Here is a 23,086-nt window from a genome sequence, read left to right as displayed (position 1 = left end):
AAAGCCCCCGTTCTCGCCGTCGTGCGGCGCCGCGGGGGCTTTCATGGGTGCGCCGCGAACAGGGGGGGTGTAGTCCGCGGCGTCTGACGACGACCTGGCCCGGGTCAATGGGGGTCGTGGCACCGATCATGGCAGACGCGTCCGGTCGACACCAAATGAATCGATGGTGACCTGAGCCACCAACCTCGTAAATGAAGAAAAAATACAGTCGCCATCCAGTATTCGTTAAGACTGTCGGGTCGGTATGGGGATTTTGTCCGCTGTTCCCGTTCAATGAGCGGGATGACCACGGCAGAACCGATCCGACGCCGCTCGGCGCTGCGCCTCGGCGGGGGGCTCACCGCCGCCCTCACCAGCGGCTGCGCCGCCGGGCACCAGGCCCCCGCCCCGGCGCCCGCCGCCCACTCCGCCACGCCTTCGCCGAGCCCGCCCGCCCCCGCGCCCGCCCCCCGGCGCCTGCCCGGCCTCCCCGCCGAGATCGGCCACGGCCCGCGCACCGGCGACCGGGTCGCCCTCACCTTCCACGGCCAGGGGGACCCCGCCCTCGCCTCCGCCGTCCTGAAGGAGGCCGAGCGGGCCCGCGCCCACGTCACGGTGCTCGCCGTCGGCACCTGGCTCGACGAACACCCCGCCATGGCCCGGCGCATCCTCGACGGCGGCCACGACCTGGGCAACCACACCCTGCACCACGTCTCCGTCAACACCCTGCCCGAGGCCGCCGCCTACGCCGAGATCACCGGCTGCGCCGACCGCATCCGCCGCCTCACCGGCTCCATCGGCACCTGGTTCCGGCCCTCGCGTACCCAGCGGGCGACCCCGCTCGTCGTCCGCCTCGCCCAGCGCGCCGGCTACCCGCACGTCCTGTCGTACGACGTGGACTCGCTCGACCACACCTCGCCCGGCCCGGACGCCGTCGTCGCCACCGTCTCCGCGGCCGTCCGGCCCGGCTCGGTGGTCAGCATGCACTTCGGCTACCGCGACACGCTCGCCGCCCTGCCGCCCCTCCTGGACCACCTCGACCGCCGCGGCCTGACCGCGGTGACCTGCACGGAGCTGCTCACGTGAACCTCACCCCGACCCCACCCCCCACGCCCCGCCCGGGCCGCCGGACCGGTGTGCTGCTCGCCACCGCCGCCGTCGTCCTCGCCGCCCTGGCCGGCTGCGGCACCCAGGACACCGCGGAGCACGGCAGCCGGGGCGCCGTCAAGGCGGCCGACCCGGTCCGGCCCGCGGCGACGAAGCGGCAGGCCCCGCCGGGGCTGCCCGGCATGCCGCCCGTCCTGGACCCCAAGGATGTGTACGCGGCGGACCGGCCCGGCAAGCTCTCGCCGGTGGTGAAGGACTTCCCGTCCCGGGTCTACGTCCCCAACACCGAGTCCGACACGGTCACCGTCATCGACCCGAAGACGTACATGGTCCTGGAGACCATCCCGGTCGGGCACCAGCCGCAGCACGTCGTGCCCTCCTGGGACATGAAGACGCTGTGGGTCAACAACAACCGCGGGCACACGCTCACCCCCATCGACCCGAAGACCGGCAAGGCGGGCCGCCCGGTCGACGTGCACGACCCCTACAACCTGTACTTCACCCCCGACGGCAAGTACGCCGTCGTGATGGCCTCGCTCGACCGCCAACTGGTCTTCCGCGACCCGCACACCATGAAGGTGAAGCACACCGAGCCGGTCAGCTGCTACGGCGTCAACCACGCCGACTTCTCGCCCGACGGCCGCTACTTCATCGTGAGCTGCGAGTTCAGCGGCGAACTCCTGAAGGTCGACACGGCGCGGATGAAGGTCGTCGCCCAGCAGAAGCTGCCCTTCCAGGGGGCGATGCCGCAGGACGTGAAGATCTCGCCCGACGGCAAGAAGTTCTACGTCGCCGACATGATGGCCGACGGCATGTGGGTGCTGGACGGCGACACCTTCTCCAAGCCCGTCCTGCTGCCCACCGGCAAGGGCACCCACGGCCTCTACGTCAGCCGCGACTCCAAGGAGATGTACGTCTCCAACCGGGGCGAAGGCACCGTCTCCGTCTTCGACTTCGGGCAGAACCGGCTGACGAAGAAGTGGAAGCTGCCCGGCGGCGGCAGCCCCGACATGGGCGGCGTCTCGGCGGACGGCACCACGCTGTGGCTCTCCGGCCGCTACGACGCCGAGGTGTACGCCATCGACACCCGCACCGGCGCCCAGGTGGCCCGCATCCCCGTCGGCCGCGGCCCGCACGGCCTGGCGGTCTACCCGCAGCCGGGCCGCTACTCGCTGGGCCACACCGGCATCTTCCGCTAGCTCTCACCCGTCGCCGGGCAGCAACAGCGCCTCCGAGCCCACCGGGCGGTACCCCGCCGCCTGGAACACCCGGACACTGCGCGCGTTGCCCGGCGACTGCTGCGACCAGACGTGCCCCGCCGGCACCAGATGGCGGGCGGCGAGCGCCAGTTGCCGCCCGAGACCCCGGTGCCGCGCCCTCTCGGCCACCTCGATCGCGGCCTCCCAGCGCCCGCCGAGCCCGCGCCCCAGCACCAGGACCCCGCCGTCCGTCTCCCACACCCGTACGTCGTCGCGGCGGGCCAGCGCCCGCACCACCCGGGGATGCCCGCGGTCCCGCAGGGCGCGCAGCGCGAGCGGCGGGTCACCGGGCAGCGCCGCCGCCACCGTCAGCAGGTCGACCGTGTCGTGGACGCGGCCCGTGCGGTCCATGAACGCGCTCAGGAACCGGGCGTTCATCGACGCGGCCAGCGGATCGCACTCCACCGCCGCCAGCGCCGCGCGCACCCAGCTCTCCGGCTCGTCCGTGACCACCACGGTGTGCGCCGTGAACGCCAGCACCCCCGCGTCCCGCGCGCACTCCTGGCGCACGACCGTCGTCCGCCCGTCGGCCGCCGGAAAGTCCCCCCGCGCCACCGCACCGAGAATGTCCCGCAGCTCCACCCTTGCTCCTCGCTCGCTCCCGGCCCGCCGCAGCCCCCGAACTCTACGACCCCGCCCCGCGCCGCACCGCGCGCCCCGGGCGCCGGATAATCTGACCCCGTCAACACAGCAGTACGTAAACGAGGGGTGGTCCCGGTGGCGGACATCGAGGAAGCACGCAAGACGTTCGAGCGGTTCGACGCGGACGGCGACGGCTTCATCACGGCGGCCGAGTACAAGAGCGCCATGGCGCAGATGGGCGACTTCAACGTCACCGAGGCGGTGGCCGAGGTGCTCATCGCGCGGCAGGACGCCAACGGGGACAAGCTCCTCTCCTTCGACGAGTTCTGGGCCAACCTCAACAAGGCCTGAGACCAGGACCGCACTCCGCCCGGTCGGGAGCCGCGCGCTCCCGCCCGGGCGGAGCCGTCCGTGCTCCTTCAGGGTGAGGGTGACCAGGTCGACGCTGCCGGTGGAATAGCCCCGCGCCCACCCGGGTTGGCACTCCATGCACATGCATGGATCTCTCTCGAAGGGCCTGACATGAAGATCGGCATCATCGGCGCGGGCAACATCGGCTCCAACCTGACCCGGCGCTTCGCCGCCGTCGGCCACGACGTGCACGTCGCCAACTCGCGCGGCCCGCAGACCCTCACCGCGCTCGCCGAGGAGACCGGCGCGACGCCCGCCACCATCGAGGACGCGGTGCGCGACGCCCAGGTCGTCGTCGTCACGGTCCCGCTCAAGGCGGTCCCGAAGCTGCCCGACGGCCTGCTCGACACGGCCGCCCCGGACGTCGCCGTCATCGACACCGGCAACTACTACCCGCAGCGTGACGGGAAGATCGCCGAGATCGAGGACGGGCTCACCGAGAGCCGCTGGACGGAGCGGCAGATCGGCCACCAGGTCGTGAAGGCCTTCAACGGCACCTACGCGCAGCACATCCTGGACAAGCCGCGCCCCTCCGGCGACCCCTCGCGGGTCGCCCTGCCCATCGCGGGCGACGACACCGCGGCCAAGCAGGTCGTCACGGCCCTCCTCGACGAGATCGGCTTCGACACCGTCGACGCGGGCGGCCAGGACGACTCGTGGCACCAGCAGCCCGGCACCCCGGTCTACGGCCTCTCCTCCGACGCCATCGCCGTTCGCAAGGCGCTGGACGCGGCGTCCCCGGAGCGCACCGCGGAGTGGCGCGCCTGACCGGCCCCGCCCCGGCGGCCCCCCGTCACGGCGTGGCCCAGTCGCGCAGCGCGGCCTCGCTCGCGAAATCGCCCACGTTCTTGTCGAGGGGGTTGTCGGTGTACTGGTGGAAGCGCCAGTCCGCCTGGATGCGGGGCTTGCCCGCGCTCACGTAGTCCGCGATCCACAGGCCGTCGCCGGCGTACGACGTCGTGTCGATGTTCAGCCAGAAGTTCCGGTTGCAGTAGAGCAGGACCCGGTTGTGCGGCCGCAGCCGCTTCACCTCGCGGATGAACTTGTCCTTCTCCGCGTTGCTGGCGTGCGTGCCGCTACCGGTCGTCTCCCAGTCGACGGCCAGCAGGTCGCCGCCCTTCTCCGGCGCCTTGCTCACGAAGTACTCGGCCTGCGCCGTGAGGTTGCCCGGCCACAGGAAGTGGTAGAAGCCGACGACGCAGCCGCCGTCGCGGGCCTTCTTGGTCTGCGCGGACAGCCGGGGATTGACGTAACTGCGGCCCTCCGTCGCCTTGATGAAGACGAAGGACAGGCCGTCCGTGTCGAAAGAGCTCTGGTACGAGCTGACGTCTATGCCGCGGATCATGGGCGGAGCCTCCTGGTCGGTGGGGGCGACGAAATCGACATACCCATCGTTCCCGGGCGGCCACCGTCGCAGGGTCACCTGTCTCGGACAGCGGTCGTTTGCCCGGCCTCAGTCTTGGAACACGCTTTACACGGATTCATGCAACTGACGGCGGCCGTCGCGCGGTCTAACAGGGGGCGCGGAGGCCGGGGGAGACCGGGGGACAGGGGTCCCACCAGGGACGCGCGACGGCGACGGAGAGAGCGGGGCAGTTCGTGGGACGGCGTAGGGGCAGCGGCATAGGGATCGCGCTCATGACGGTCGCGGCGCTCGCAGGCGTGAGCGCCTGCGGTGGGGGCGACAGCGGCAACGAGGCGAGCGGGAGCGACGGGAAGGCATCGCGGAAGCCGAGCGCGAGCGCCTCGCCCTCGCCGGCCAAGCCCAAGGGGCCGCCGATGCTGCTGGAGACGATCACCCCGCAGACCGACGCCACCGTCGGGGTGGCCATGCCGGTCTCGGTGGTCTTCACCGACCCGGTGGCGGCCAAGGCGCGGGCCGGGGTCGAGAAGCACATGAAGGTCAGCGCCTCGAAGCCGGTGGCGGGCGCCTGGCACTGGTTCGGCGACAAGCGCGCCGACTGGCGGCCCAAGGAGTACTGGCCCTCCGGCACGACGGTGAAGGTCGAGGCCGACATGAAGGGCGTCGCCAACGGCAACGGCCGGTACGGCGTGCGCACCTACACCCACACCTTCAAGGTCGGAGACGACGTCCGGGCCGACGTCTCCGTCTCCGGCCACACCCTGAAGGTCACCAAGAACGGCGCCGCGGTCCGCACCCTGTCGATCAACGCGGGCAGCGCCGAGTACCCGACCTGGAACGGCACGATGGCCGTCATCGACAAGCAGGAGAAGGTCCACATGACCTCCTGCAGCGTCGGCATCAGCTGCAACAAGGGCGACGCCAACTACTACGACCTGACGCTGCCCTGGGACGTGCACCTCACCCAGTCCGGCACCTACGTCCACTACTCGACCGGTGACCCGAACCCGGGCAGCGGCAGCGCCCGCGGCTCGCACGGCTGCGTGCACCTGTCGATGGCCGACGCCAAGTGGTTCTACCAGCAGGTCAAGCAGGGCGACCCGGTCACCATCACCGGCTCCCCGCGCGCCAAGGCCCCCGCCGACAACGGCTACGCGGCCTTCAACCTGGACTGGGACCAGTGGCTCCAGGGCAGCGCGTCGGGCGAGGGGACGACCGCGACGCTGTAGCGCGCCGCACGGCGTGCCCGCCCGAGAGCGGGCACGCCGCGGACGGTCCGGACGGTCAGCCGCAGTTGGTCCCGTACCGGCCGAACCAGGTGCCGTCCAGGCGGCCCCACCAGTCGACGCAGGCGCCGCGGGCGTCGACGTAGAGCGGACCCGCGTACGACCGGTAGTCACCGACGTCGTAGTTGTCGTGGATCTCGCTGCCCGCCAGGCCGAGGTACAGCTCCATCGGGACCGGGTCGCCGGTGGTGGTGCGGATCATCACCACGCAGTTCTTGCCGGTGGCCGTGCTGTAGGTGAGGTACGCCGTCCCCTTGCCGGTGACCGGCGCCTGGTTGACGACCTTGTACCCCGCGCCGCAGGCCCCGTTGTAAGCGGCGGAAGCGGCCGGTGCGGCGGGCGTGGCCGCGGAGGCCGCGGGAGCCAGCGCGGTCAGCGCGGCGACGCCTGCCCCGGCCAGGGCGGTGGCGGCCAGCAGGTGCTTGGTGCGCGTGAAAGCGGACATCAGTGTGTTCCCCCGTCGTGTCGGGCGCGCGGCCGACGCCGCCCACCCCGTTCTCCTGACACCCGATAAGACAGGTCAGGGCCACGCGCGGTTGTCCGCACCCCGGTAACGGGACCGTGCTGATGGTCAGCGTCCCGTCACCGGGAGGTGAACGGCGGGGGGCGCCGGACACCGACGCACCGCTTCGGGGCGTGTTTTCGCAGACTCAGTGAGTGTCGGGCTCCGGCAGGGGGAGTTCGTCGAGGTCGAGAGTGAAGGTGCGGCCGTCGGCCAGGGGGACGGGGAGCTTTCCTGTGCCGTACGCGCGGGTGTGGGCGGTGCTGTAGCCGCTGGAGGTGGGCTCGGTGTGCAGAACGACTTCCCGGGCGTAGGGATCCACGACGAGATAGACGGGGATGCCGTACCGGCCGTACTTCGCGGTGCAGTCGTCGTAGTCCTTGCGCGCCGAGGACGTGGAGACGACCTCCGAGACCAACAGAACGTCCTCGAAGCTGTAGCGCTTGCCCTGCTTGCACGCGTCCTCGCGCAGGATGGCGAGGTCGGGGGCGGAGTTCTCGTCGGCGGGGAAGTCGATGTAGACGTCCGAGGTGACCTTCGCATGACGGCCGAGGGCGAGAGAGTCGATCTGCATCGACCTGATCGTGCTGGAGTGCTCTTCGCTCTGCGGGGTCATGATGATCTTTCCGTCGACGCCAAAGAACACCACATATCCCGCGGGGAACTCGGTGTGCGTGATCGCGTCGACACTCATGGACGGTGCTCCTTCCCGTGTGCCGTCATGATACGGCGGACAGAGCCGTCCCACGGGTGGAGTTCCGTGGCGTGCGCCCATCGGGGCCTTGTGCCTCAGCACTCGATGATGTTCACCGCGAGCCCGCCCCGCGCCGTCTCCTTGTACTTGACCGACATGTCGGCGCCGGTGTCCCGCATGGTCTTGATGACCTTGTCGAGGGAGACCTTGTGGGAGCCGTCGCCGCGCATCGCCATCTTGGCGGCGGTCACCGCCTTCACCGCGGCCATGCCGTTGCGCTCGATGCAGGGGATCTGGACCAGGCCGCCGACGGGGTCGCAGGTCAGGCCGAGGTTGTGCTCCATGCCGATCTCCGCCGCGTTCTCCACCTGCTCGGGGGAGCCGCCGAGGACCTCGGCGAGGGCGCCCGCCGCCATCGAGCAGGCCGAGCCGACCTCGCCCTGGCAGCCGACCTCCGCGCCGGAGATCGAGGCGTTCTCCTTGAACAGCATGCCGATCGCGCCGGCCGAGAGCAGGAAGCGTATGACGCCCTCCTCCTTCTCCTCCGCGGTGCCGGCGGGCACGAAGTTCACGTAGTAGTGCAGGACGGCCGGGATGATGCCGGCCGCGCCGTTGGTCGGGGCGGTGACCACCCGGCCGCCCGCCGCGTTCTCCTCGTTCACCGCCATCGCGTAGAGCGTGATCCACTCCATCGCGAGCGCCAGCGGCTCGCCCTCGGCGCGCAGCTTGCGGGCCGAGGACGCGGCCCGGCGGCGGACCTTGAGGCCGCCGGGCAGGATGCCCTCGCGGGACATGCCGCGCGCCACGCACGCCTGCATCACGCGCCACAGCTCCAGCAGACCGGCGCGGATCTCGTCCTCGGTGCGCCAGGCCTTCTCGTTCTCCATCATCAGCGCCGGGATGGACAGGCCGGTCTCGCGGGTGAGGCGCAGCAGCTCGTCACCGGTGCGGAAGGGGTACTTCAGTACGGTGTCGTCCGGCACGACCGGGTTCTCGCCCTCGGCCCCCTCCGCCGCCAGGACGGACTCGTCCACGACGAAACCGCCGCCCACCGAGTAGTACGTCTTCGACAGCAGCTCGCCGCCCTCGGCGTCGTGCGCCCACAGCCGCATGCCGTTGGCGTGGTAGGGCAGCGTCTCGCGGCGGTGCAGGACCAGGTCGTCGTCGGCGTCGAAGGCGATGTCGTGCACGCCGAGCAGGTTGATGCGGCCGGACGAGCGGATCGTCTCCACGCGCTCGTCGGCCCGCTCGACGTCGACCGTGCGCGGGGACTCGCCCTCCAGGCCGAGCAGCACCGCCTTCGGGGTGCCGTGGCCGTGGCCGGTCGCGCCCAGGGAGCCGTACAGCTCGGCGCGGACCGCGGCGGTGTGGGCGAGCAGCCCCTCGTTCTTCAGGCGCCGGGCGAACATGCGCGCCGCGCGCATCGGGCCGACCGTGTGCGAGCTGGACGGGCCGATGCCGATCGAGAACAGGTCGAAGACCGAGATGGCCACGGTGAGGACTCCAATGCTGGGTGGTAGACGCCGTTGTCTGCCGGGGGTGGTGCGGTCGTTCCGGGGGTGCCGCGGCGGTGCACGGCACGGGGCACCGTGCGTGCTGGATCCCTGTGGTTCCAGTGTGCGCGGTGCCCCGGAAGTGTGTACGTGCCCCAAGGGTACGTAACTGCCGCGAAATGCCTACAGGCCGGGGTAGAGCGGGTGCTTCTCCGCCAAGGCGGTCACCCGGGCCTTGAGCGCGTGCGCGTCGTAGGAGGGCTTGAGCGCCTCCGCGATCACGTCGGCGACCTCGGTGAAGTCCTCGGCGGTGAAGCCGCGGGTGGCGAGCGCCGGGGTGCCGATGCGCAGGCCGGAGGTGACCATCGGCGGCCGCGGGTCGTTCGGGACGGCGTTGCGGTTGACCGTGATGCCGACCTCGTGGAGGCGGTCCTCGGCCTGCTGCCCGTCGAGCTCGGAGTCGCGCAGGTCGACCAGGACCAGGTGCACGTCCGTGCCGCCGGAGAGCACGTTCACCCCGTGGGCGCGGGCGTCCTCGGAGGTCAGCCGCTCGGCGAGGATGCGGGCGCCCTCGACCGTGCGCCGCTGGCGCTCCTTGAAGTCCTCGCTCGCCGCGACCTTGAAGGAGACGGCCTTGGCCGCGATCACGTGCTCCAGGGGGCCGCCCTGGAAGCCCGGGAAGACGGACGAGTTCAGCTTCTTCGCGAAGTCCTTCTTGGCGAGGATGATGCCGCCGCGCGGCCCGCCGAGCGTCTTGTGCGTCGTCGAGGTGACGACGTCGGCGTACTCGACCGGGTTCGGGTGCAGCCCGGCCGCGACCAGACCGGCGAAGTGCGCCATGTCGACCCACAGGTACGCCTCGACCTCGTCGGCGATCCGGCGGAACTCCGCGAAGTCCAGCTGACGCGGGTACGCCGACCAGCCGGCGATGATCACCTTCGGGCGGTGCTCCTTGGCGAGCCGCTCGACCTCGGCCATGTCGACCAGGCCGGCGTCGTCGACGTGGTACGGGACCACCTCGAACTGCTTGCCGGAGAAGTTGAGCCGCATGCCGTGCGTCAGGTGGCCGCCGTGCGCCAGGTCCAGGCCGAGGATCGTGTCGCCGGGCTTGGCGAGCGCGAAGAGGGCGGCCTGGTTCGCGGAGGCGCCCGAGTGCGGCTGCACGTTGGCGTACTCGGCGCCGAACAGCTCCTTGACCCGGTCGATGGCGATCTGCTCGGTGACGTCGACGTGCTCGCAGCCGCCGTAGTAGCGGCGGCCGGGGTAGCCCTCGGCGTACTTGTTGGTGAGGACCGAGCCCTGCGCCTCCATGACGGCGACCGGCGCGAAGTTCTCCGAGGCGATCATTTCCAGGGTCGACTGCTGGCGGCGCAGCTCGGCGTCGACGGCCTCGGCCACGTCCGGGTCGAGCTCGTGCAGGGACTGGTTCATTGCGGACTTGTCGGTCATATCGGGTCAGCTCCCGGAGAACTCGGTGTACTCGTCGGCGGAGAGCAGGTCCTTCGGCTCCTCGGAGACGCGGACCTTGAAGAGCCAGCCGCCCTCGAAGGGCTCCGAGTTCACCAGCGACGGGTCGTCGACGACGTCCTGGTTGGCCTCGGTGACCTCGCCCGAGACCGGGGAGTACAGGTCGGAGACCGACTTGGTGGACTCCAGCTCGCCGCAGGTCTCGCCCGCGGTGATGCTGTCGCCGACCTCGGGGAGCTGGACGAACACGATGTCACCGAGCGCGTTGGCCGCGTGCTCCGTGATGCCGACCGTGGCGACGCCGTCCTCGACGGCCGACAGCCACTCGTGCTCCTTGCTGTAACGCAGCTGCTGGGGGTTGCTCATGAGGCGAATTCTCCTGTACGCGGGAGGGTGCTGATGACAGTGGGGGAGTGCGGGTGCGGACACGTCACTTCTGGCGCTTGTAGAACGGCAGCGCCACGACCTCGTACGGCTCGTGCGTACCGCGGATGTCGACGCCCACACCCGCCGTACCCGGCGCGGCGTGCGCGGCGTCCACGTACGCCATGGCGAGGGGCTTGCCCAGGGTCGGGGAGGGCGCGCCGGAGGTGACCTCGCCGATCACCTGTCCGCCGTGGACGACCGGCATGCCCGCGCGCGGGACGCGGCGGCCCTCGGCGATCAGGCCGACGAGCTTGCGGGGCGGGGCGCTCTCGGCGCGCTCCGCGGCGGCCGCCAGGGCCTCGCGGCCCACGAAGTCGCCGTCCTTCTCGAACTTCACGACCCGGCCGAGCCCCGCGTCGAACGGCGTCAGCTCCGTGGTCAGCTCGTGCCCGTACAGCGGCATGCCCGCCTCCAGGCGCAGCGTGTCGCGGCAGGACAGGCCGCACGGGACGAGGCCGTACTCGGCGCCCGCCTCGGTCAGGGCCTGCCAGAGCTTCTCCGCGTCGGCGGGCGCGACGAACAGCTCGAAGCCGTCCTCGCCGGTGTAGCCGGTGCGCGCGATGAGCGCCTCGACCCCGGCGACGGTGCCGGGCAGCCCGGCGTAGTACTTCAGCCCGTCCAGGTCGGCGTCGGTGACGGACTTCACGATCGCGGCGGAGTGCGGACCCTGCACGGCGAGCAGCGCGTACCCGTCGCGGTCGTCGCGGACCTCGGCGTCGAAGCCGGCGGCGCGCTCGGTCAGGGCGTCGAGCACGGTCTGCGCGTTGCCCGCGTTGGCGACGACCATGTACACGGTCTCGGCGAGGCGGTAGACGATCAGGTCGTCGAGGATGCCGCCGTCGGCCCGGCAGATCATCGTGTAGCGGGCGCGGCCCACGCCGACCGTGGCGATGTTGCCGACCAGCGCGAAGTTCAGCAGGGTCGCCGCGTCCGCGCCGGTCACCGTGATCTCGCCCATGTGGGAGAGGTCGAAGAGCCCGGCCCGCGTCCGCACGGCCTGGTGCTCCTCGCGCTCGCTGGCGTAGCGCAGCGGCATGTCCCAGCCCGCGAAGTCGGTCATGGTGGCGCCCAGCGAGCGGTGCAGGGCGTCCAGGGCGGTCGTACGAGGCGTACTCATGGCGGTGCTCCCGGGCGTGACGGCGATGGCGAGGGGTCCCCCGTGGCGGAGGCCTCCCCATCTGTCATCGGAACCTGAGAGGTTCGCCCCGACCACACGTACTGCTGGTCACGGCTTGCACCTTGGGTGGGGCCGCCGTACTGGACGGAAGGCCCGCTTTTCAGATGTGCCTCGCCCGCGCGGTACGGGGCCTGAGAGATTCAAGGGAGGAACTTGCTCCTTCGGCGTCCGGGTCCACCTACGTGTCCGGAACTCTCCCGCGCGGATTCAAGCGGCCGGTATGCGGTTGTGTGCCTGCGGCGCGCACATCATTGCATGCCCGCGGAACGGGGAAACCCCACGGCGGGCATTACCTTCTCTTTACACTTGGCGGGCAAGAGGTGGGTGGGCGGCAGGGGGAGGACGATCACGGTGCGCAAGGCCATCGCGGGGGCGTACACGACGACGGCACCGGCCGCGGCCGCGGCGGTGCCCCGGGTCCGGGTCCCCCGGCAGCGTTCGGTGCGGGACCTGCGGGGGCGGAGCGGCCGCACCCCGCGGCTCATCGCCTTCGCCGCCGGCGACCTCGTCGTGCTCTCCGGACTGCCCGGCAGCGGCAAGTCCACGCTGATGCGCCGGGCCGTCACGGTCGTGCGCGTCGACTCCCAGGACACCCGCGAGCGCTGGGCCGCCCGGCTGCCGCGCGCCGTGCCCTACGTCCTCTACCGGCCGCTGGTCCGCGTCGCGCACTACGCCGGCCTGCGCCGGGCGATGCGCTCCGGCGCCAGCGTCGTCGTCCACGACTGCGGCACCCAGGCCTGGGTGCGCCGCTGGGTGACCCGCGCGGCCCGGCGCCGCGGCGCCGCCGTCCACCTGCTGCTCCTCGACGTGCCGCCGGACACGGCCCGCGCCGGCCAGCGGGAGCGGGGCCGGGGCGTGTCGCGCTACGCCTTCGCCCGGCACCGGCGGGCGGTGGGCGCGCTGGTGACGTCGACGGAGCGGGGCGAGCTGCCCGTCGGCATCGCATCGGCGGTGCTCCTGGACCGCGCGGCCACCGACGCGCTCGGCGGGATCGCCTTCCGGGAGTGATCCGGCCGCACCCCGGCCGGGGCGGCCCCAGGCGTTATCGTCGGCGGCTATGGAACACCCGGCATTTCACGAGGCTGCGCACCCCCATCCGGTCCAGGGCTGGCCGGCGAACGAGCTGGAGGAGGTCCTCGCCGCCTCGGTCGGCGTCGCGGGCGCGGGCGGCCGCATCGTCGAGGTCCTCGGCCGCAGCCCGATCTGGATACCCCTGCCCAGGGGCGGCAGCACCGACAGCCGCGACCTCGACCTGCCGACCATGGAGATCGACGGCCAGGTCTACGTCCCCGTGTTCAGCTCCGAGCAGCAGTTCATGCAGGTCACCGGCGGCCGGATGAGCTGCACGGTGGCCCCCGCCGTCGAGTTCGCGCGCGGCCTGCCCGCCCAGGTCGGCCTCGCCCTCAACCCGGACGGCGCCGTGGGCATCCCGCTGCCCCCGCCCGGCGTCGCCGAACTGGCCCGCGGCGGCCGCGGCCCGCTGGACGGGCCGGGCAGCGGCGGCCGCGTCGTGCTCAGCGAACCCGACTGGCAGCAGGATCCGGTCGACTTCCTCGCGGCGGTGCGCGAGGAGTTCGAGGCGACCGGCACCGTGCTCAGTGCGCACCGCTGCCTCGCCTCCGTGGAGGACGCGGCGCCCTCCCTCTTCGTCGGGGTCCGGCTCACCGCGTGGGAGGGCGCCGCGCGCGACCTCCCGCTGGACGCGCTGGGCCGCGCCCTCGGCCGGGCCCCGGCCGCCTGGCCGGTGAACCTGGTCTTCCTCGACGTCACGCAGGACCCGGTCGCCGACTTCCTGCGCACCCGCGTCCGCCCGTTCTATGTACGGGAACGGTGACGCCGTCCGTCAAGTCGGTGTCAGGAACGCCGCTTAAGCTGGTTTCATGACGTGACCGGGCGGCATCGCCCCCGGCCAGGTGCGGGACACAAAGGTTCAGAAGGGGCGGTTACGGGTGAGTGCGTCGGGCACGGCCGCGGCCGGACAGGTCGAGCACATGCTGCGCCAGGTGACCCCCGGGCGCTATGACGCGTACGAGGAGCTCCTCGCGGCCCTCGCCACCGGCCAGGTCTGGATGCTGCTCTGGCACGGCCAGGCCGGCTCGCCCGACGCCCAGTACGGCCAGATGGACGTGGACGGCTTCTCGTACGCCCCCTGCGTCACCTCCGCGCAGGAGCTCTCCGCCTCCGGCTGGTCCCGCGCCTACGAGGTGGTCGGCGGGGTCGACGCGGCCCGCACCCTCTACCCCGACCACTACGGCCTGTGGCTCAATCCGCACGCGCCCGGCGGCGGGGTGGGCGTGCCCTGGCTCGACCTGCGCCGGATCGCGGGCGGGCTCGACCGGCAGCCGGCCGGGCCGCTGCGGCTGAGCGAACCGACCCTGGAGCTCCCGCAGTTCTGGGCGCTGCTCGCGCAGAACGCGCACCGCACCACGGCCGTGCGGGCGCTGCGCCGCGCCTGGGTGCAGCCCGCGGTCGGCGCGCCGTACCTGGCGATCGGCCTGGACGTGTACGACGCCTCGCCCGCGTCGGTGGACGCCGTCCGCGCGATGATGCAGCAGTCCGTCGCCGCGGTCCCGGACGGGCTGCCGGTCTCCACGGTGGCGATGTCCGACGCGTACGACCCGGTGGCGATGTGGCTGCGGGCCAACGCCCGCCCGTTCTACGACCGCGAGGCGCACGCCGCTCCCGCCGGTCAGGCGGGCGGCGGTTACGGGTACCCGCCGCCCTACGGTGCCTCTTACTGACCGATTGTCCTCAATCGCCGGACGGCAGCGGTTTGTCCGGGCTGGCGCCCCTTCTGACCCAACTGCCCAATGTTCGCACCCCGTTCACGGCTGTCCGGATAACGGAACACCCCTGACCGCATCACGTTTAGGCATCCTTTCACCGCCAAGTCTGGCAACAGATCGCACACAGGTTGAAGACTCCCGCAGCAGGGGGCTTCGCCTCTGTGTACGACGGACTGAACCACGCCGCTACAGCGGCAAGTGCGGGCCGGTCACCGCCGGTTGAGAGGGGTCCTTGCCACGATGACGGCACCATTGCACGACACGACTGCGGAGACGGAGCCGACCGCCCCGGTCGACGCCGCCGCGAGCGGCGCCGGCGGCAAGGTCGAGGGCCGGTCGCTGAAGCAGATCGCCTGGAACCGCCTCAAGCGGGACAAGGTCGCCCTCGCCGGTGGCATCGTTGTCGTCTTCCTGATCCTGGTGGCCGTCTTCGCGCCGCTCATCGTGAGCCTGCTCGGCCACCCGCCGAACCAGTTCCACCAGGACAAGCTCGACCCCCTGACCAACCTGCCGAGCGGCTCCCTCGGCGGCGTCAGCGGCGACTTCCTCTTCGGCGTCGAGCCGAACAAGGGCCGCGACGTGTTCAGCCGCATCGTCTACGGCGCCCGCATCTCGCTGCTCGTCGCCTTCCTCGCGGCGATCGTCGCGGTGGCCCTCGGCACCCTCTTCGGCATCGTCGCCGGGTACTTCGGCGGCTGGATCGACGCGCTGATCAGCCGCGTGATGGACGTGCTGCTCTCCTTCCCGCAGCTGCTCTTCATCATCTCCCTGGTCTCGGTCCTCCCGGACGACCTGCTGGGCCTGACCGGCAGCGGGGTGCGCATCGCGGTCCTCGTCATGGTCATCGGCTTCTTCGGCTGGCCCTACATCGGCCGCATCGTCCGCGGCCAGACGCTCTCGCTGCGCGAACGCGAATACGTCGAGGCGGCCCGGTCGCTGGGCGGCGGCTCCCGCCACGTCCTCTTCCGCGAGCTGCTGCCCAACCTGGTCGCGCCGATCGTCGTCTACATGACGCTGATGATCCCCACGAACATCCTGACGGAGGCCGCGCTCAGCTTCCTCGGCGCCGGTGTCCGCCCGCCCACCGCCTCCTGGGGCGGCATGCTCCGCGACGCGCTGGAGACCTACGAGCACGACCCGATGTTCATGGTCTTCCCGGGCGTCACGATCTTCATCACCGTCCTCGCGTTCAACCTCTTCGGTGACGGGCTGCGCGACGCGCTCGACCCGAAGGGGACCCGGTAGAGCCACCCGCCCGACCGGTCCGTTCCGAACTGCCCCTGCCGCACTGTCAGGTGGCTCGACTCCATGGTTCTCCGGCGTCTGCCCGGGACCGCGATCTCGGAGGTTACGAGAAAATGCCCACAGGTTCCTCGAAACGACGGCTCGCCGCCGGCGCCGCCCTCGTCGTCGCGGCGCTCGTGTCGACCACGGCGTGCGGCGGCGGTGACGGCGACTCCAAGGACTCGTCGAAGGGCGCCGGTTACGACGCGGCGTACAACAAGGTCGCCAACGCCTCCACGAAGAAGGGAGGCACGCTGCGCATGGTCGGCAAGCAGGACCTGGACTCCGCCGACCCGCAGCGCGCCTACTACGGCATGTCGTGGGACTTCATGCGCTTCTACACGCGTCAGCTCGTGACGTTCGCGCCGAAGCCGGGCGCCGCCTCCACCGAGCTCGTCGGCGACCTCGCCAAGTCGACCGCGAAGATCACCGACGGCGGCAAGACGTACACGTACGAACTGCGTGACGGCGTCACGTGGGAGGACGGGTCGCCGATCACCGCGCAGGACATCAAGTACGGCATCGAGCGCGTCTGGGCCACGGACGTCATCACCGGCGGCCCGCAGTACCTGAAGCAGAACCTGGACCCCAAGGGCGAGTACAAGGGCCCCTACAAGGACAAGTCCAAGGACAAGCTGGGCCTGAAGTCGATCGAGACGCCGGACGCGAAGACCATCGTCTTCAAGCTGCCCAAGCCCAACGGTGACTTCGAGCAGTTCCTCGCCATGCCGTCCGGCTCGCCGGTCAAGCAGGCCAAGGACACCGCCAACAAGTACACCCAGCACCCGTTCTCGGCCGGTCCCTACAAGTTCCAGTCGTACAAGGCCGGCAAGAAGATCGTCCTGGTCCGCAACACGGCCTGGAAGAAGGCCTCGGACCCGGTCCGCGCCGCGCTGCCCGACAAGGTCGACGTGACGATCTCCGCCAACCTGGAGGAGAACGACAAGCGCCTGATGGAAGGCGACTACGACGTCGACCTGAACGGCACGGGCATGACCCAGTCGGGTCGCGTCTCGGCCGTCCAGGACCACCGCGACAGCGTCGACAACATGCGGACCTCCTTCGTCCGCTACGTCGCGCTGATCCACACCGCCAAGCCGTTCGACAACGTCCACTGCCGCAAGGCCGTGTTCTACGCGACGGACTTCGCCGGTCTCCAGCAGACCCGCGGCGGCAAGCTGGCCGGCGGCGACATCGCCAACTCCACGCTGCCCACCTCCATCAAGGGCCACAGCGACTACGACCCGTACGGCGTCCTCGCCCGCAAGGGCAAGCCGGACGCGGCCCAGGCCAAGGCCGAGCTGAAGGAGTGCGGCAAGCCGTCCGGCTTCTCCACCAAGCTCACCGCCCGCACCAACAACCCGGGTGAGGTCGACACCGCCGAGGCGCTCCAGGAGCAGCTCGGCAAGGTCGGCATCAAGGTCGAGGTCGACTCGCTCGACGGCGCCGAGATCTCCTCGATCACCGGCTCGCCGAAGGTGGTCAAGGAGCGCGGCTACGGCATGACCATGAGCGGCTGGGGCCCGGACTTCCCGTCCGGCCAGGGCTTCGGCCAGCCGCTGTGGGACAGCCGGTTCCTCTTCGACACGGGTAACTACAACGAGTCGCAGATCAAGGACCCGAAGATCGACAAGCTCTTCGACGACGCGATCGCCGAGACCGACCCCGAGGCGGCCGGCAAGATCTACGAGCAGCTCGACAAGCGGATCCTGGACCAGGCCGACTGGATGCCCTTCATCTACGAGAAGAACATCACCTGGCGTGGCCCGCGTCTGACCAACGTCTACATGTCCGACGCGTACAGCGGTCGCTACGACTACGCCTCCCTCGGCGTCGTCAAGTAACACCCCGCCCGGGCGCCGGAGCCGATCCGCCACCCGGGCACCTCCTGCTCCAGCCGCCGAAACCCGCCAGTCCGAAGGGCAGGTGATGGCCCCGGGCGGTGACCGGGGACCCCCACGAGGGGTCCCCGGCCACCGCCGGGCCGCGCACAGTGCTTGCTTATCTCATCCGGCGCCTGTTCGCCGTTGTCATCATGGTGCTCGTCGTCCTCCTGGCGACCTTCACCATCTTCTTCATGCTGCCCAAATGGGCGGGTCAGGACGTGGCCGTCCTCTTCGCCGGCAAGGCAACCGGTGCCGAGCAGCTCGCCGGGATCCGGATCAAGCTCGGCCTGAACGACCCCGTGCTCGTCCAGTTCTGGGACTTCGTCAAGGGCATCCCGATGGGCCGCGACTACGTCAACGGCGCCGACGTGACCCACTGCTCCGCCCCGTGCTTCGGGTACTCCTTCCGCACGGAGGAGCCCGTCTGGAACACCCTCAAGGACGCCCTGCCGGTCACCCTGGCGCTCGCCGCCGGTGCCTGCGTCCTGTGGCTGGCCGCCGGTGTCGCCACCGGTGTGCTCTCCGCCCTCAAGCGCGGCACCATCTGGGACCGTTCCGCCATGACCATCGCCCTCGGCGGCGTCTCGCTGCCGGTCTTCTTCACCGGCATGGTCGCGATGGGCGTCTTCGTGCACAGCCTCGGCTGGGTGCACATCGCCGACAGCCTCTCCACGGACGACTCCATCGGCGTCTGGTTCGAGACCCTGATCCTGCCGTGGATCGTGCTCGCCTTCCTGAACGCCGCGATGTACGCCCGCCTCACCAGAGCCACCATGCTGGAGATCCTGGGCGAGGACTACATCCGCACCGCGCGCGCCAAGGGGCTCGGTGAGTCCGCGGTCATCACCCGGCACGCCCTGCGCTCCGCGATGACCCCCATCCTCACCGTCTTCGGACTCGACCTCGGTGTACTGCTCGGCGGCGCCGTGCTCACCGAGTCCACGTTCAACCTGCCGGGTCTCGGCCTCGCGGCGGTCCAGGCCATCAGCAACAAGGACCTGCCCGTGATCCTCGGCGTGACGCTCTTCGCGGCTCTCGCGATCGCCGTCGCCAACCTCGTCGTGGACCTTCTGTACGCCGTCATCGACCCGCGAGTGAGGCTGGGATGACCGAACTGCACAAGACCGGGGCGGCGGTGGGCGAGCCCACCGCGAACCCGGCCGCTCCCCGCGCCTTCCTCGAGGTCCGCGACCTCAAGGTGCACTTCCCGACCGACGACGGCGTGGTCAAGTCCGTCGACGGGCTCTCCTTCTCGCTGGAGAAGGGCCGCACCCTGGGCATCGTCGGCGAGTCCGGTTCGGGCAAGTCCGTCACGTCGCTGGGCATCCTCGGCCTGCACACCGCCGGCCAGTACGGCCGGCGCAAGGCGCAGATCAGCGGCGAGATCTGGCTGGACGGCACCGAACTGCTGACCGCGGACCCGGACAAGGTCCGCAAGCTGCGCGGCCGCGACATGGCGATGATCTTCCAGGACCCGCTCTCCGCGCTGCACCCGTACTACACGATCGGCAAGCAGATCGTGGAGGCGTACCGGGTCCACCACGACGTCGACAAGAAGACGGCGCGCAAGCGGGCCGTCGAGATGCTCGACCGCGTCGGCATCCCGCAGCCCGACAAGCGCGTCGACGCCTACCCGCACGAGTTCTCCGGCGGTATGCGTCAGCGCGCGATGATCGCGATGGCGCTGGTCAACAACCCCGAGCTGCTGATCGCCGACGAGCCCACCACGGCGCTCGACGTGACGGTGCAGGCGCAGATCCTCGACCTGATCCGGGACCTGCAGAAGGAGTTCGGCTCCGCCGTCATCATGATCACGCACGACCTCGGGGTCGTCGCGGAGATGGCCGACGAACTCCTCGTCATGTACGGCGGCCGGTGCGTCGAGCGCGGCTCGGCGAGCCAGGTCTTCTCCACCCCCCAGCACCCCTACACCTGGGGCCTGCTGGGCTCGATGCCCCGCATCGACCGCGAGCAGACCGACCGCCTCACCCCGGTCAAGGGCTCCCCGCCCAGCCTGATCAACCTGCCGAGCGGCTGCGCCTTCAACCCGCGCTGCCCCTACGCGGACATCCCCAAGGACAACATCACCCGTCGCGAGCGCCCCGAACTCCAGCAGATCGACTCCGGTCACTACTCGGCCTGCCACATGCCGGCCGAGCAGCGCGAGCGGATCTGGACCGAAGAGATTGCGCCGAAGCTGTGACGGACGCCAAAGGACCCGAGATGACGATCCCTCAGCAGGCAGGCGGCTCGCCGGCCACCTCGCCCGATCCCGCCAAGGGCGAGCCGCTGCTCAAGGTCGAGGGCCTGGTCAAGCACTTCCCCATCAAGAAGGGCCTGCTCAAGCGGCAGGTCGCCGCCGTGCAGGCGGTCGACGGGCTCACCTTCGACGTGCGCGCGGGGGAGACCCTGGGCGTGGTCGGCGAGTCCGGCTGCGGCAAGTCGACGATGGGCCGGCTCATCACGCGGCTGCTCGAACCGACCGCCGGGCGCGTGGAGTTCGAGGGCACGGACATCACGCACCTGAGCGTCGGCGGCATGCGCCCGCTCCGCCGCGACGTGCAGATGATCTTCCAGGACCCGTACTCCTCGCTGAACCCGCGCCACAACATCGGCACGATCGTCGGGGCGCCGTTCCGGCTCCAGGGCGTCAAGCCCGAGGGCGGCGTGCGCAAGGCCGTGCAGGAGCTGCTCGAACGGGTCGGGCTCAACCCCGAGCACTACAACCGCTACCCGCACGAGTTCTCCGGCGGCCAGCGCCAGCGCATCGGCATCGCCCGCGCGCTGGCCCTGAAGCCGAAGCTGGTCGTCGCCGACGAGCCGGTCTCGGCGCTCGACGTGTCGATCCAGGCCCAGGTCGTGAACCTGCTGGACGACCTCCAGGACGAGCTCGGCCTCACGTACGTGATCATCGCGCACGACCTCTCGGTCATCCGGCACGTCTCGGACCGCATCGCGGTGATGTACCTCGGCAAGATCGTCGAACTCGCCGACCGCGACGACCTCTACGCGACACCGATGCACCCGTACACCAAGGCGCTGCTCTCCGCGGTGCCGGTGCCCGACCCGAAGCGGCGCGGCACCAAGAGCGAGCGCATCCTGCTGCGCGGCGACGTCCCCTCGCCGATCGACCCGCCCGCCGGCTGCCGGTTCCACACGCGCTGCTGGAAGGCGACGGAGCTGTGCGCCACGAAGGAGCCGCCGCTCCTCCAGCTCGGCACCGGTCACCAGGTCGCCTGCCACCACCCGGAGAACGCCCCGGACCAGGCCCCCGAGGACACGAAGCTGCTCTCGGCGGCCAGGGAAGCGATCGACGTGGTCACGGTCCCGGCCCCGGCAACTCCCGAGCCGCCCCAGGAAAAGTAACCAGGGGCCGCCCCGCCTCCGGGACACCCCGGGCAAGGCACCCGCCCACCCGCCCCGCCCCCGGCAACGCGCCACGCGGGGCACCCGGGCGAGGCGCCGCCCACCCGCCCCGCCTTCGGCAACGCGCCACGCGGGGCACCCGGGCGAGGCGCCGCCCACCCGCCCCGCCTTCGGCAACGCGCCGCGCGGGGCACCCGCCCACCCGCCCCGCCCCCCGCCTTGGGCAATCTGCCGCCTGGGGCGGCAGGGTGGGCAAGGCGGCCCCCCAGCGCCGGGCAAGCACCCCAGTGGCCCTGGCCAAATCGCGCCCCAGGCGCCGGGCAAGCGCATCAGTGGCCCTGGCCAAATCGCGGCGACCCGGCGCCGGGCAAGCACTCCAGTGGCCCTGGCCGATTCGCGGCGACCCGGCGCTGGGCAAGCACATCAGCGGCCCTGACCAAACTGCCGCCCCCGGCGCCCCGCCAACCCCGGCCCCTATGACCCAGAAGGGTCATGTACACGCCCGCCCCCGAACGGCAGTGTCTCCGTGTCCGACACAGACACCCCGGCACACGTTCGAAGGGACAAGCACCCATGGCCTCCCGTTCGGCCCGCCTGGCCGCCCTCACCATCGCGGCCGCCTCCTTCTGCCTGATCGCCGCCTCCCCGGCCCCCACCCCCGGCTCCGACGGCATCGGCGACCCCTACTTCCCCCAGCTCGGCAACGGCGGCTTCGACGCCCGCCACTACGACCTCGACCTCGCCTACGACCCGGCCACGGACCGCCTCGACGGCCACACGACCCTCACCGCCCGCGCCACCCAGAACCTCTCCTCGTTCGACCTGGACCTGCAAGAACTCACGGTCACCCGGATCGAGGTCGACGGCAGACGCGCCCGCTTCACCCGCACCGGCGACGAACTGGTCGTCACCCCGCGCACCCCGCTCCACAAGGGCCGCACCTTCCGCGTGGAGGTCACCTACGGCGGCGTGCCCGAGGCCCTCAGCGGCCCGATCGTCTTCGGCTCCGACTACGGCTGGATGAAGACCGCGGACGGCGTCTTCGTCGCGTGCGAACCGAACGCCGCCTCCACCTGGTTCCCCTCCAGCGACCACCCCTCGGACAAGGCGACGTACGACATCCGCATCAAGGCCCCCAAGGGCCTCACCGGCGTCTCCAACGGCCGGCTCGTCGCCACGTACGACACCAAGGGCGGCCAGACCGTCCACCACTGGCGCGAGTCGCGGCCGATGGCGACCTACCTGGCGACCGCCAGCATCGGCAAGTTCGACGTGCGCACCGGCCGCACCCCGGCCGGCACCCCCGTCTACGTGGCCATCGACCCGGTCCTCGCCGACAGCAACGACGTCGACGTGTACGCCGTCACCGCCGAGGCCACCGACTACTGGTCGCGGGTCTTCGGCCCCTATCCCTTCGAGCAGACGGGCGCGGTCGTCGACGACATGCCGCAAGCGGGCTTCTCCCTGGAGACCCAGACCAAGCCCAGCTACTCCGCGGTGCGCTCCGAGTCGACCATCGTGCACGAACTGGCCCACCAGTGGTTCGGCGACTCCGTCTCGGTCGACCGGTGGAAGGACATCTGGCTCAACGAGGGCTTCGCCACCTACGCCCAGTGGCTCTGGACCGAGCACAAGGGCGGCGCGTCCGCCCACGACTCCTTCCTCGCCGGCTACGACTCCCGCCCGGGGACCTCGGCCTTCTGGCAGACGGTCGTCGGCGACCCGCAGCGCGACACGATGTTCGCCTCCGCGGTCTACCAGCGCGGCGCGATGACCCTCCAGGTGCTGCGCGAACGCATCGGCGACCGGGCCTTCTTCCGGCTCCTGCCCGCCTGGACCCGTCTGCACCGGCACGCCAACGCCGACACGTCCGACTTCGTCGCCCTGGCCGAACGGATCTCCGGGCAGCGGCTCGACGACCTCTTCGACACCTGGCTGTTCACCGCGGGCAAACCGGCCCGGTAACCCGGCGCCGCCCACCGCTCACCGGCCCGGAGCGCCCGGCGGGTAAGAATGTC

The 23,086-nt window shown here is 71.1% G+C and carries 22 protein-coding genes and 1 riboswitch; of the genes, 14 read left to right on the top strand and 8 right to left on the bottom strand.

Annotated elements, in window-relative coordinates:
* The first annotated feature begins 282 nt into the window (after positions 1–282).
* Both ACIBW6_RS25740 and ACIBW6_RS25735 read left to right on the top strand, forming a co-directional pair.
* On the top strand, positions 283–1,065 hold the full coding sequence (locus ACIBW6_RS25740) for a polysaccharide deacetylase family protein (protein ID WP_399063475.1): 783 nt from the start codon (positions 283–285) through the stop codon (positions 1,063–1,065).
* Between the two features lie 50 nt (positions 1,066–1,115).
* Positions 1,116–2,285, top strand: coding sequence for a YncE family protein (locus tag ACIBW6_RS25735; RefSeq protein ID WP_399063560.1), 1,170 nt, complete (start codon positions 1,116–1,118; stop codon positions 2,283–2,285).
* A gap of 3 nt (positions 2,286–2,288) precedes the next feature.
* On the opposite strand, the gene ACIBW6_RS25730 is transcribed toward ACIBW6_RS25735, so the two are convergent.
* A complete protein-coding gene (locus tag ACIBW6_RS25730) occupies positions 2,289–2,927 on the bottom strand; it encodes a GNAT family N-acetyltransferase (protein ID WP_399063473.1) in 639 nt (212 codons plus the stop codon).
* 135 nt (positions 2,928–3,062) lie between these two features.
* Here ACIBW6_RS25730 and ACIBW6_RS25725 point away from each other — a divergent pair, with 135 nt between their 5' ends.
* Together ACIBW6_RS25725 and ACIBW6_RS25720 are read left to right on the top strand one after the other, a co-directional pair.
* The gene (locus ACIBW6_RS25725) at positions 3,063–3,278 is read left to right on the top strand and encodes an EF-hand domain-containing protein (RefSeq protein ID WP_399063471.1); all 216 of its coding nucleotides are present in this window, start codon (positions 3,063–3,065) and stop codon (positions 3,276–3,278) included.
* 150 nt (positions 3,279–3,428) lie between these two features.
* Positions 3,429–4,106 (top strand): NADPH-dependent F420 reductase, encoded by a 678-nt coding sequence (locus tag ACIBW6_RS25720; RefSeq protein WP_399063558.1) that lies wholly within the window; start codon positions 3,429–3,431, stop codon positions 4,104–4,106.
* Positions 4,107–4,131: 25 nt separating this feature from the next.
* Here the strand turns inward: ACIBW6_RS25720 and ACIBW6_RS25715 are convergent, their stop codons facing one another.
* Positions 4,132–4,683, bottom strand: a complete 552-nt coding sequence (locus ACIBW6_RS25715; RefSeq protein ID WP_399063469.1) for a glycoside hydrolase family 25 protein — start codon at positions 4,681–4,683, stop codon at positions 4,132–4,134.
* Positions 4,684–4,976: 293 nt separating this feature from the next.
* On the opposite strand from ACIBW6_RS25715, the gene ACIBW6_RS25710 reads away from it, so the two are divergent.
* Positions 4,977–5,930: an Ig-like domain-containing protein gene (locus tag ACIBW6_RS25710; protein WP_399063467.1), complete on the top strand. Its 954-nt coding sequence runs from the start codon at positions 4,977–4,979 to the stop codon at positions 5,928–5,930.
* Between the two features lie 55 nt (positions 5,931–5,985).
* Here the strand turns inward: ACIBW6_RS25710 and ACIBW6_RS25705 are convergent, their stop codons facing one another.
* The 6 genes from ACIBW6_RS25705 to gcvT all read right to left on the bottom strand — a co-directional run bounded on the left by ACIBW6_RS25705 (position 5,986) and on the right by gcvT (position 11,686).
* Positions 5,986–6,432 carry a spore-associated protein A gene (locus ACIBW6_RS25705; protein WP_399063465.1) on the bottom strand — a complete coding sequence of 149 codons (447 nt, stop codon included), beginning with the start codon at positions 6,430–6,432 and terminating at the stop codon, positions 5,986–5,988.
* Positions 6,433–6,637: 205 nt separating this feature from the next.
* On the bottom strand, positions 6,638–7,183 hold the full coding sequence (locus ACIBW6_RS25700) for a Uma2 family endonuclease (RefSeq protein WP_399063463.1): 546 nt from the start codon (positions 7,181–7,183) through the stop codon (positions 6,638–6,640).
* Positions 7,184–7,278: 95 nt separating this feature from the next.
* On the bottom strand, positions 7,279–8,676 hold the full coding sequence (locus ACIBW6_RS25695; RefSeq protein ID WP_399063461.1) for an L-serine ammonia-lyase: 1,398 nt from the start codon (positions 8,674–8,676) through the stop codon (positions 7,279–7,281).
* A 183-nt stretch (positions 8,677–8,859) separates the two neighbouring features.
* Entirely contained in the window at positions 8,860–10,125 is a 1,266-nt protein-coding gene (gene glyA, locus ACIBW6_RS25690) for a serine hydroxymethyltransferase (RefSeq protein WP_399063459.1), read from the bottom strand.
* A gap of 6 nt (positions 10,126–10,131) precedes the next feature.
* Positions 10,132–10,509: a glycine cleavage system protein GcvH gene (gene gcvH / locus ACIBW6_RS25685; protein ID WP_399063457.1), complete on the bottom strand. Its 378-nt coding sequence runs from the start codon at positions 10,507–10,509 to the stop codon at positions 10,132–10,134.
* Positions 10,510–10,573: 64 nt separating this feature from the next.
* Positions 10,574–11,686, bottom strand: coding sequence for a glycine cleavage system aminomethyltransferase GcvT (gene gcvT, locus ACIBW6_RS25680; protein ID WP_399063455.1), 1,113 nt, complete (start codon positions 11,684–11,686; stop codon positions 10,574–10,576).
* A 170-nt stretch (positions 11,687–11,856) separates the two neighbouring features.
* Positions 11,857–11,956: riboswitch (glycine riboswitch) on the bottom strand.
* 135 nt (positions 11,957–12,091) lie between these two features.
* Between gcvT and ACIBW6_RS25675 the strand changes: the two genes are divergently transcribed.
* From ACIBW6_RS25675 to ACIBW6_RS25635, 9 genes are all read left to right on the top strand, one after another.
* Entirely contained in the window at positions 12,092–12,754 is a 663-nt protein-coding gene (locus tag ACIBW6_RS25675) for an AAA family ATPase (RefSeq protein ID WP_399063556.1), read from the top strand.
* 49 nt (positions 12,755–12,803) lie between these two features.
* Positions 12,804–13,580 (top strand): enhanced serine sensitivity protein SseB, encoded by a 777-nt coding sequence (locus tag ACIBW6_RS25670; RefSeq protein WP_399063453.1) that lies wholly within the window; start codon positions 12,804–12,806, stop codon positions 13,578–13,580.
* A 115-nt stretch (positions 13,581–13,695) separates the two neighbouring features.
* Positions 13,696–14,487, top strand: coding sequence for an enhanced serine sensitivity protein SseB C-terminal domain-containing protein (locus ACIBW6_RS25665; RefSeq protein ID WP_399063451.1), 792 nt, complete (start codon positions 13,696–13,698; stop codon positions 14,485–14,487).
* Positions 14,488–14,772: 285 nt separating this feature from the next.
* The gene (locus ACIBW6_RS25660; protein ID WP_399063450.1) at positions 14,773–15,777 is read left to right on the top strand and encodes an ABC transporter permease; all 1,005 of its coding nucleotides are present in this window, start codon (positions 14,773–14,775) and stop codon (positions 15,775–15,777) included.
* 113 nt (positions 15,778–15,890) lie between these two features.
* Positions 15,891–17,660 (top strand): ABC transporter substrate-binding protein, encoded by a 1,770-nt coding sequence (locus ACIBW6_RS25655; RefSeq protein ID WP_399063448.1) that lies wholly within the window; start codon positions 15,891–15,893, stop codon positions 17,658–17,660.
* A gap of 149 nt (positions 17,661–17,809) precedes the next feature.
* Complete coding sequence (locus tag ACIBW6_RS25650; RefSeq protein WP_399063446.1) at positions 17,810–18,811, top strand: ABC transporter permease; 1,002 nt, start codon at positions 17,810–17,812, stop codon at positions 18,809–18,811.
* Complete coding sequence (locus ACIBW6_RS25645; RefSeq protein WP_399063444.1) at positions 18,808–19,905, top strand: ABC transporter ATP-binding protein; 1,098 nt, start codon at positions 18,808–18,810, stop codon at positions 19,903–19,905. Before ACIBW6_RS25650 ends, ACIBW6_RS25645 begins: the two co-directional genes overlap by 4 nt.
* Before the next feature lie 20 nt (positions 19,906–19,925).
* The gene (locus ACIBW6_RS25640; RefSeq protein WP_399063442.1) at positions 19,926–21,068 is read left to right on the top strand and encodes an ABC transporter ATP-binding protein; all 1,143 of its coding nucleotides are present in this window, start codon (positions 19,926–19,928) and stop codon (positions 21,066–21,068) included.
* Positions 21,069–21,641: 573 nt separating this feature from the next.
* On the top strand, positions 21,642–23,033 hold the full coding sequence (locus ACIBW6_RS25635; RefSeq protein ID WP_399063440.1) for a M1 family metallopeptidase: 1,392 nt from the start codon (positions 21,642–21,644) through the stop codon (positions 23,031–23,033).
* Positions 23,034–23,086: the final 53 nt, after the last annotated feature.

Origin of the sequence: Streptomyces sp. NPDC049813, assembly GCF_044465085.1 — a bacterium.
Classification (GTDB): Bacteria; Actinomycetota; Actinomycetes; order Streptomycetales; family Streptomycetaceae; genus Streptomyces.
The sequence above is the reverse complement of the archived record's forward strand: the minus strand, read 5'-3'. Positions and strand labels throughout refer to the sequence as shown.